10 protein-coding genes and 1 tRNA gene are annotated in these 9,005 nt (G+C 70.1%); 4 read left to right on the forward strand and 7 right to left on the reverse strand.

The genetic code is table 11. The features are described 5' to 3' along the window. The first annotated feature begins 94 nt into the window (after positions 1-94). On the forward strand, positions 95-688 hold the full coding sequence (locus ABD841_RS30895; protein ID WP_344979145.1) for a hypothetical protein: 594 nt from the start codon (positions 95-97) through the stop codon (positions 686-688). 196 nt (positions 689-884) lie between these two features. Here ABD841_RS30895 and ABD841_RS30900 read toward each other — a convergent pair. The 7 genes from ABD841_RS30900 to galU all read right to left on the reverse strand — a co-directional run bounded on the left by ABD841_RS30900 (position 885) and on the right by galU (position 5,755). Continuing rightward, positions 885-958: transfer RNA gene (locus tag ABD841_RS30900), tRNA-Ala, on the reverse strand. A gap of 55 nt (positions 959-1,013) precedes the next feature. After that, the gene (sepX, locus tag ABD841_RS30905; RefSeq protein WP_344979147.1) at positions 1,014-1,691 is read right to left on the reverse strand and encodes a divisome protein SepX/GlpR; all 678 of its coding nucleotides are present in this window, start codon (positions 1,689-1,691) and stop codon (positions 1,014-1,016) included. A 124-nt stretch (positions 1,692-1,815) separates the two neighbouring features. Beyond that, entirely contained in the window at positions 1,816-2,469 is a 654-nt protein-coding gene (locus ABD841_RS30910) for a GNAT family N-acetyltransferase (RefSeq protein WP_344979161.1), read from the reverse strand. A gap of 47 nt (positions 2,470-2,516) precedes the next feature. After that, positions 2,517-2,990 carry a MogA/MoaB family molybdenum cofactor biosynthesis protein gene (locus ABD841_RS30915; protein ID WP_344979149.1) on the reverse strand — a complete coding sequence of 158 codons (474 nt, stop codon included), beginning with the start codon at positions 2,988-2,990 and terminating at the stop codon, positions 2,517-2,519. A 121-nt stretch (positions 2,991-3,111) separates the two neighbouring features. Next, positions 3,112-3,666 carry a cyclic pyranopterin monophosphate synthase MoaC gene (gene moaC, locus ABD841_RS30920; RefSeq protein ID WP_344979151.1) on the reverse strand — a complete coding sequence of 185 codons (555 nt, stop codon included), beginning with the start codon at positions 3,664-3,666 and terminating at the stop codon, positions 3,112-3,114. After that, positions 3,663-4,850, reverse strand: a complete 1,188-nt coding sequence (glp, locus tag ABD841_RS30925; RefSeq protein WP_344979163.1) for a molybdotransferase-like divisome protein Glp — start codon at positions 4,848-4,850, stop codon at positions 3,663-3,665. Before glp ends, moaC begins: the two co-directional genes overlap by 4 nt. Before the next feature lie 5 nt (positions 4,851-4,855). After that, positions 4,856-5,755 carry a UTP--glucose-1-phosphate uridylyltransferase GalU gene (gene galU / locus ABD841_RS30930; protein ID WP_344979153.1) on the reverse strand — a complete coding sequence of 300 codons (900 nt, stop codon included), beginning with the start codon at positions 5,753-5,755 and terminating at the stop codon, positions 4,856-4,858. Positions 5,756-5,780: 25 nt separating this feature from the next. Here galU and ABD841_RS30935 point away from each other — a divergent pair, with 25 nt between their 5' ends. The 3 genes from ABD841_RS30935 to ABD841_RS30945 all read left to right on the forward strand — a co-directional run bounded on the left by ABD841_RS30935 (position 5,781) and on the right by ABD841_RS30945 (position 8,902). After that, positions 5,781-6,362 (forward strand): 5-formyltetrahydrofolate cyclo-ligase, encoded by a 582-nt coding sequence (locus ABD841_RS30935; RefSeq protein ID WP_344979155.1) that lies wholly within the window; start codon positions 5,781-5,783, stop codon positions 6,360-6,362. A 348-nt stretch (positions 6,363-6,710) separates the two neighbouring features. Then, positions 6,711-8,216 carry a potassium/proton antiporter gene (locus ABD841_RS30940; protein WP_344979157.1) on the forward strand — a complete coding sequence of 502 codons (1,506 nt, stop codon included), beginning with the start codon at positions 6,711-6,713 and terminating at the stop codon, positions 8,214-8,216. Positions 8,217-8,578: 362 nt separating this feature from the next. After that, complete coding sequence (locus ABD841_RS30945) at positions 8,579-8,902, forward strand: FmdB family zinc ribbon protein (protein WP_344979159.1); 324 nt, start codon at positions 8,579-8,581, stop codon at positions 8,900-8,902. The last annotated feature ends 103 nt before the right edge of the window (positions 8,903-9,005 follow it).

Genomic DNA, 9,005 nt, shown 5'->3' on the forward strand with positions numbered 1-9,005 from the left:
CGGGTCTTTGGTCTCTCGCCTCGCAGGAGGCTATGACGTCGAGAAGAAGCACCATATGCCCGTGTTTCTTCTCGACTTCCACCATAATGATCATGTGATCGACTACTACCGCAGTTTCTTCGAGCGGCATCAGTGGCTGGAGAACGGTCTCTCCTGGACTGTGGTGCAACCCCTCAACGAAGAGATCACGGTGGACGACCTTCTACGGCGGCTGAACGGAGGTCGCGACCCCGAGCAGCGCATCATGGACTATCCCGGAGAAGAGGCCATGGACGAGGGCTGCCCCGTACTCCTCGTCTCCAGGGGAGAAGGAACCTGGGGCTTCCTCGAACTCGCCTACGGCTTCGGCCTGTCCGACCGCGTCCTGACCGAACTCAGCAGGGAGTCACGCGTATGGATGGTGACCTGGCACTTCAACGGGGGATACACGATCCTCTACGCGGCCGACGGCAAGATCAGGGCACGAATGCGCGACTTCATCTTCACCGAGCACCGCATTGAGGATGGCGATCCGAGCATTTTGGCTGACTTCCGCGCCATGCTCGACACGCTCGGCCCGGAGGACTACCGCGGTAAGCGCAGTGCGGCGTTCGCCTTCATCGAGGCGGCCACCGGCATGGATCTGGACAGTGAGTTGCCGGATGTTGAGGACGCCCCCGTCGTCATCCTCGACAACCCCGATGCCTGACCCGGTCATCGGCCGGCACCCCCGCCATGGGTGGCAGCTCACCCGCCCCGAAGACGTCCGCTGACTTTTCGCTGACTCCGCCTCGGTGCCCTCAACGGACGCCACCACGCGCGATCCCGGCCACTGGCAACCTGCATGTCACCTGAACAGCGAAAAAGCCCGGTTCCATGATCTGGAACCGGGCCTTTCGATCTTGTGGAGATGAGGGGATTCGAACCCCTGACCCCTTCGATGCGAACGAAGTGCGCTACCGGACTGCGCTACATCCCCAAGACGTGGACTACATTAGCAAACTTCCGGGAGCACTCGCGCCACTCGGCTCGCCTCAGTCGCCGACCGCGCGGCGGGGGCTCTCGGCGTACTGGTCGAAGAGCTCGTCGCGGTGCGCGGCGAGGTCGATGACCTCCGCCTCGGAGCTCTGGGCCGCCAGGAGGGCGGCACGGCGACGGGCGCGCCTGGCACGTTCCGCGCGGGCCCTGGCGGCGGCCTTACGCCGTTCGGCGTCCATCCGGACCGTGACCCGCAGGATGCACAGATACACCCCCAGGAGGATCACGGATGGCGCCAGGCCCCACCAGGGGATCACCTGAACGGCGGCCGTCACCGTGGAGGCGAGCAGCAGCAGCACGCACCAGAACGTCAGACGCCTCCGCTTGGCCATCTGAATCGCCCGGCGGCGGCGCTCGATCCGGCGGCGCTCGGCGGCCGACCTGGTGACCGGGGGACGCGCCGGCGAGGGCTCGTCGCCGATCTCGGCACCCGGTGCGGACGTGTCGGTGGGCGCCTCCGCACCGGACGGCGGCGCGTCGCCGTCGGTGGAGGACGTGGCCCCGGTCAGGGGTCCGGTCAGGATCTGGGTCGACTCGTCGTCGGGCGACCGCTCGTCGGGAGCGTACGGCTCGTTGGGCTCGACGAGAACGTGCCGATCGCGGCGCAGCCACATGGGCACGAGCACGCAGAGCCACATGACGACGATGGCCAGATAGAGAAGAACGCTGCTCACGGCCGCCTCCGGGCAGCGCGAAGACGCACGTGGTCCGTCGGCGTCCTCAATCTGCTCACGTCACGCACCGTAAGACCGCGTGTCACTATTTGACGAGTATTCGATGCGGTGTGTCGCCAGATCTTCAAACCTCTTCGTGGGGAGTGCCGCCATGGGCGGCCGCCTCACGGGCACGCCGCCACCGCACGAGCAAGCCTCTGGGCGCGTCTTCGACCGTGAGCGCGTAACAGATGTGGTCACGCCAGGCGCCGTCGATGTGCAGGTGCCTGCGTCTGATCCCCTCTTCCCGGAAACCGAGTTTTTCGACCACTCGTCGGCTCGCGTGGTTCTCCGGCCGGATGTTGGCCTCCACGCGATGGAGGCCGGTGGTGAAGAAGCAGTGGTCGACCGCCATGGCCACGGCGGTGGGGATGATCCCCCGACCGGCCAGTGCGCCGTCCACCCAGTAGCCGATCTGGGCCGACCTGGCGGAGCCCCAGACGATGGCGCCCACGGTGAGCTGCCCGGCGAAGGCGCCCTCGTAGGTGACGACCCAGGGCAGCGCGAGGCCCTGCCTGGCCTCCCTGCGGAGAGTGCCGGCCATCGAGATGTAGGGGCCGAGCCCTGTCTTGAACAGCGGGGTCTCGGGGTTGCTGGGCTCCCAGGGGCGGAGCCAGTTCGCGTTGCGCAGCCGCGAGTCCCGCCAGACGCGCACGTCCCGCAGGCGCAGCGGCCGAAGTCCTACCGGGCCTTCCGTCAGGGTCACCGGCCAGCCACGAAGTCGATCCACGCCTTCCATCATCCCCCGAAGACGGCTCGGCGTGCCACGGAAGTAGCCGATGGAGATCAGCGAGGGTGGTCCCCGCCACGGATCTGGTCGACGGCGTGCTTGAGGACGGGAGCCAGGACCGCCATGCCGTCGCGGACCCCGCCGGAGGACCCGGGCAGGTTGACGATCAGTGTGCCGCCCGCCTGGCCGGCGAGCCCCCTCGACAGGATCGAGGTGGGCACCTTCTCCCGGTTCACGTGGCGGATGGCCTCGGCGATGCCCGGGACCTCCCGGTCGATCACCCGCCGGGTCATCTCGGGGGTGAGGTCGGCGGGGGTGAGCCCGGTGCCGCCGGTGGTGACGATCACGTCGTACCCTTCGGCCACCCCGGACCGCAGCGCCGCCTCGACCGGCTCCCCGTCGGGGACCACCCGCGGGCCGTCCACGTCGCATCCGGCCGCTGCGAGGAGCTCCGCCAGGAGCTTTCCTGACTTGTCCTCGTATATCCCAGCGGAGGCCCGGTTGGAGGCGGTGATCACCAGAGCTCTCATGCGGCCATCCTGCCAGTTCGGCCTCCACGGTTCGCCGGGGCGGCCGGGAGCGAGGCCGGAGCCGGAACGAGGGCCGGGGCAGCGGCGGAGCCGCGGTCAGGGCCAGGACCGGGTGACCACATCACGGGCGCGTCCAGATCCCCGTCTTGCCTCCGGTCTTCTCCTCGACGCGGACGCCGGTGATCACGGCGGCCGGATCGACCGCCTTGACCATGTCGATCAACGCGAGCGCGGCGACCGCGACGGAGGTCAGCGCCTCCATCTCGACGCCGGTCCGGTCGGCGGTCTTGACGCGGGCGGTGATCTCCACCCCGTCGTCGACCACGTCCAGCTCCACCTTGACCCCGTGCAACGCGATCGGATGGCAGAGGGGGATCAGGTCGGGGGTCCGCTTCGCGCCCATGATGCCGGCGATCCGCGCGGTGCCGAGGGCGTCGCCCTTGGGGACCTCCCCCGACCGCAGCAGCGCCACGGCCTCGGCCGAGAGCATCACCTTGCCGGTGGCGGTCGCCGTACGGAGCGAGACGTCCTTGGCCGAGACGTCGACCATGCGGGCGGCGCCGCTCTCGTCGATGTGCGTGAACCCGGGCGCCGTACCGGGAACGGCCCCCGGTGCGTCCCCGGGTGCGGCGCCGGGTGCGGTCGCGCCCATGCCGGTGTCCGATGTCTCGCTCACAGCGGGATGACCTCCACACTCGCGCCCTCGGGAAGCTCGGTGACGTCCTCCGGGACCACGATCAGGGCGTTGGCCGAGGCGAGGGCGGCCAGTTGGTGGGAGCCCTGCCCGCGGACCGGGTCGACGGTGCCGCCGGGGGCGAGCACGCCGCGCAGGAAAGAACGCTTGCCCCCGGGCGAGCGGAGCGGGGCCGTGGTGACCGCGCGCACGGTCGGCGTGGGTCCCGCGGGCAACCCGCGCATCTTCCGTAGCGCGGGCCGGACGAAGAGCATGAACGACACGAACGACGACACCGGATTGCCGGGAAGCGTGAAGATGGGGACGTGGTCCTCACCCACCACGCCGAAGCCCTGGGGCATGCCCGGCTGCATCGCGACGCGGTCGAAGCGCACCGTGCCGAGCGGGCCGAGCGCCTCCTTGACCGGCTCGTAGGCGCCCATCGAGACGCCACCGCTGGTGATCACGAGGTCGGCCCGGACGAGCTGCGCGTCGAGCTGGTCGAGGAAGGTCTTGGCGTCGTCGGCCACGATCCCCGCCCGGTACCCCTCGCCTCCGGCCTCGCGGACGGCGGCGACCAGCGCGTAGCTGTTGGACTCCCAGATCTGGCCGGGGCCCAGGGGGGAGCCCGGCTCGACCAGCTCGGCGCCGGTGGATATGACCACGACCCGCGGACGGGGGCGTACGAGCACCCGGCGGCGGCCGACCCCGGCCAGCACCCCGAGCTGCGCGGGCCCGATCGGGGTACCCGCGGGGAGCACGACGTCGCCGGCGCGCACGTCCTCCCCGGCCCTGCGGATGGCGTGCCCCTGCCCCGCCGGACGCCCGATGGTGACCTGGGCGGTGCCGCCGTCGGTCCACTCGACCGGGATGACCGCGTCGGCGCCGGCGGGCAACGGCGCCCCGGTCATGATCCGCATGACCATGCCGGGCCCGATCGCCTGCACCCGGACATCCCCGGCCGGGACGTCGTCGATCACCGGCAGGGTCACCGGAACAGTGGCGACGTCCTCGGCCCGTACGGCGTAGCCGTCCATGGCGGAGTTGTCGAACGGCGGCAGGGCGACCGGGGAGGTGACCTCCTCGGCCAGCGTGGTGCCCAGCGCCTGCTCCAGCTCGACCTCCAGCGGGGCAAGCGTCCGGACGGTGCTCAGGATGGCGGCGAGATGGTCGTCGACCGATGTCATGGAACTCATCGCGATGCCAGGAACTCCTTGAGCCAGGGCAGGAACTCCGGCGCGAGGTCGGGACGGTCGGCGGCGAACTGCACCACCGTGCGCAGGTAGTCGAGCTTGTTGCCGGTGTCGTACCGGCGGCCGCGGAACAGCACGCCGTGCACCGGACCGCCCTGGTCGTTGCCGCGCCCGGCCAGGGTGCGCAGGGCGTCGGTGAGCTGGATCTCGTTGCCGCGGCCCGGCGGGGTGTTCTCCAGGACCTCGAACACGGCCGGGTCGATCACGTAGCGGCCGATGACGGCCCAGTTGGACGGGGCCTCGTCGGCCGGTGGCTTCTCCACCAGGTCGGTCACCCGGACCACGTCGTCCTCGGTGGTGGGCTCGATGGCGGCGCATCCGTACAGGGACGCCTGCTCCCTGGGGACCTCCATCAGCGCGATGACACTGCCGCCGTACGTGCCCCGTACCTCGATCATGCGCTTGAGCAGCTCGTCACGGTAGTCGATGAGGTCGTCGCCGAGCAGGCAGGCGAACGGGTGGTCGCCCACGTGCTGCTTGGCGCAGAGTACGGCGTGGCCCAGGCCCCGCGGCTCGCCCTGGCGCACGTAGTGCAGGGTCGCCAGGTCGGCGGGCTCGCGTACCTGGGAGAGGCGCTCGTCGTCGCCCTTGGCCTCCAGTGCGTCCTCAAGCTCGATTGCCCGGTCGAAGTGGTCTTCGATGGAGCGCTTGTTCTTACCGGTGACCATGAGAACGTCGAGCAACCCGGCGGAGACCGCTTCTTCGACGACATACTGGATCGCAGGCTTGTCGACGATAGGCAACATCTCTTTCGGGGTCGCCTTGGTCGCCGGAAGAAAACGGGTGCCCAAACCCGCGGCGGGAACAACGGCTTTCGTCACAGCTTCGAAGTCGGCCATGACCGAAACGATAGTGGAGGGATCTGTGGACAAGCTGAAGCTGCGCTCCTCGATCCAGGCTGCGCGGGCCTCGATCCCTGACGGGACAAGGCATGCGGCTTCCGTACAAATCAGAGAATCCCTGCTCGACCAGCCCTGGGTCCAGATGGCCGGCCTGGTCGCGTGCTACTGGTCGATCGGGACCGAACCGGCGACCCACGGGCTCGTTTTCGCCCTGTGGAAGCACGGCGCGACTGTGATCCTGCCGGTGCTCCGCGATGACAACGATCTCGACTGGGCGGTGTACGACGGGCCGGACACCCTCGCACCCGGCCGCTTCGGGATCATGGAGCCGGTCGACGTCCGGCGCGGCGTCGACGCCGTCAGGACCGCGGCACTCGTGATCGTGCCCGCGCTGGCGGTCGACCGGTCCACCGGGGTGCGGCTGGGCCGCGGCGGCGGCTCCTACGACCGGGCACTGGCGCGGGTGGGCCCGAACGTGCCGACGGTGGCGCTGCTCCACGAGGGCGAGCTGCTGGACGACGTACCCGCCGAGCCGCACGACCTGCCGGTCCGCTACGCGGCGACGCCCAGCGGCATCTTCCGGACGGGCGCCGCGCGTACGTGACCGGCCCGGCGGGCGTGACCGGTCCGGCGGGCGTGACCGGCCGCTCTCAGGACGGGCGCGCACGACCGCCCCACCCGCGTACGGGCCGGCCCACCCCGGCGACCGCACGACCCCGCCCCACCGGCACGCGTGCGTCCATCCCGGGACCACACGACCGCCCCGCCGGCGTACGGGCCGGCCCATCCGGGACGGCCGCCCGAGACATCCGTACGGGACGGCCACGCATGACGACACGGGTGGCGGCCATGTGACAGTACGGCCCTGTCATGTCCGACGGCCAGGTCTGGCCGTGCATAACGACATGCTCGAATACGACACAATGGTCCCCGGAGTAAGAGAGGGGGCCAGATGGGACTGGACGTCTGGCTGCTTCTCGGCGCTGGGATCGTCATCGCCGCCGTCATCGCGGTACGCGTCGCCCATTGGAGTGGGCTGCCCAGCCTGCTGATCTTCCTGGGCTTCGGGCTGCTCATCGGGGAGTCCGGGTTCGGACTGCAGTTCGACAACCCCGAGCTCGCCCAGCAGATGGGCATGATCGCGCTGGCGGTCATCCTCGCCGAAGGCGGTCTGACCACCACCTGGAGCCATGTCAGGGGGGCGATCCCGACCGCGCTGGTGCTCGCCACCGTCGGCGTCGGCGTGAGCATCGCGGCCGTCGCGGTACCGGTGCACTTACTGCTCGGCGTGGACTGGCGGAGCGCACTGCTGCTGGGTGCGATCCTCGCCTCCACCGACGCCGCCGCCGTCTTCTCCGTCCTGCGCCGCCTGCCGCTGCCCCCACGCCTGGCGGGCATCCTGGAGGCCGAGTCCGGCCTCAACGACGCGCCCACGGTCATCGCCGTGATGCTGCTGAGCGCCGGCACCTCGCCCAGCCTGGGCGGCGCGCTGTTCGAGGTGGTCTTCGAGCTGGTGGTCGGGGCGGGCGTCGGCCTGGCGGTCGGCCCGCTCGGCGTCTACGCGCTGCGCCGCATCGCGCTGCCCGTCTCCGGCCTGTACCCGATCGCGGTGCTCGCGCTCGCGTTCGTCGCGTACGCGGGGGCGGTGCTGCTGCATGCCAGCGGGTTCCTCGCCGTCTACCTGGCGGCCCTGGTCATGGGCAACTCCCGGATGCCGCACCGCGCGGCCTCCCGGGGCTTCGCCGAAGGCGTCGCCTGGCTGGCCCAGATCGGGCTGTTCGTCATGCTCGGCCTGCTCGCCAGCCCGTCGGAGATCCCGGCCTCGGTGATCCCCGGGCTGATAGCCGGGTTGATCCTGGTCGCGGTGGCCCGTCCGCTGTCGATCGTGGTCTGCTCGCTGCTGGCGCGGCTGGTCCGGATCGACCGGCTGGGCTGGCGGGAGCAGGCGTTCCTGTCCTGGGCCGGTCTGCGCGGCGCGGTGCCCATCGTGCTCGCGACCATCCCCTGGGCGGCCACCTCGATCGACGACGCCACGGCCAAGTTCATGTTCAACGAGGTCTTCGTGATCGTCGTCGTCTACACCCTGGTGCAGGGGCCGACTCTGCCGTTCGTCGCCAAGACCCTCGGGCTCTCCACTCCCGACGAGGCCCGCGACCTGGAGGTGGAGTCGGCGCCGCTGGAAGAGCTCAACGCCGACCTGCTGCAGGTCAGGGTGCCGCCGACGTCCAAGCTGCAGGGAGTGGAGATCTTCGAGCTGCGGCTGCCCGCGGACGCCCAGGTGACGCTGATCGTCCGGGAGGGCCGGTCCTTCGTGCCCTCGGACTCGACGAGGATCAGGGTCGACGACCAGCTCCTCGTCGTCACCACCGCCGCCTGCCGTGAGACGGTCGAACAACGGATACGTGCGATCAGCCGCAGGGGCAAACTCGCCGGCTGGTTCGGCGAGCGCGGCACCTGATCCGGAGATCCGGTATCCCGGCACCCGGGCACCGGCACGGGGCCCGCCGTCGGTCGCGATCGGCTCAAGGCCCGCCATCGATCGCCGTCGGTCACGATCGGTTCGGAGTCCACCGTCGGTCGCGATCGGCTCCGGAGCCCGCCACCGGTTGCCATCTGCCCCCTGACCTCGGAAGAAAGCGGAAAAGCGGAACCGCGCCGCGAGAACGGCGCCGCCGGGCCGTACCCGCTCCGGGGCGGGCCGGGGAGGCTCGCGTTCCGGAATGCGAGCACTCCGACTCGCGTTTAAGCTTGTCGGCTGCGTACCATTAGCAGTCGCGCCATTAGAGTGCCAATCGGCGCGGACCATACGAGGAGGAGCGCGTGCCCACCTACCAGTACGCCTGCAACGCCTGTGGCAACCAGTTCGAAATCGTCCAGAAGTTCTCCGACGACGCGCTCACCGAGTGCCCGAGCTGCGCGGGCGCTCTGCGCAAGGTGTTCTCCGCGGTCGGCATCGTCTTCAAGGGCTCCGGTTTCTACCGGACCGACAGCCGATCGTCGTCGTCCAGCACGGTGAGCTCCACCACGAGCAACGGATCGTCGAGCTCCGCCAACGGCTCGTCCGACTCCTCCAGCTCGTCGAGTTCCTCGTCGGACTCCACGGCCGCCAAGGCCACGAGCAGCGCGGCAGCCGCGGCCTCCTGAGCGACCGGGCTTCGGGGTCACCGGGGCTTCAGGGGCGGCGGCCTCCTGAGAGGGCGTCCGGTATGGGAATCCCCCTTTTCGTCCGCTTAGCCGCAGCCGAACG

Source organism: Streptosporangium fragile, from assembly GCF_039534445.1.
Lineage (GTDB): Bacteria > Actinomycetota > Actinomycetes > Streptosporangiales > Streptosporangiaceae > Streptosporangium > Streptosporangium fragile.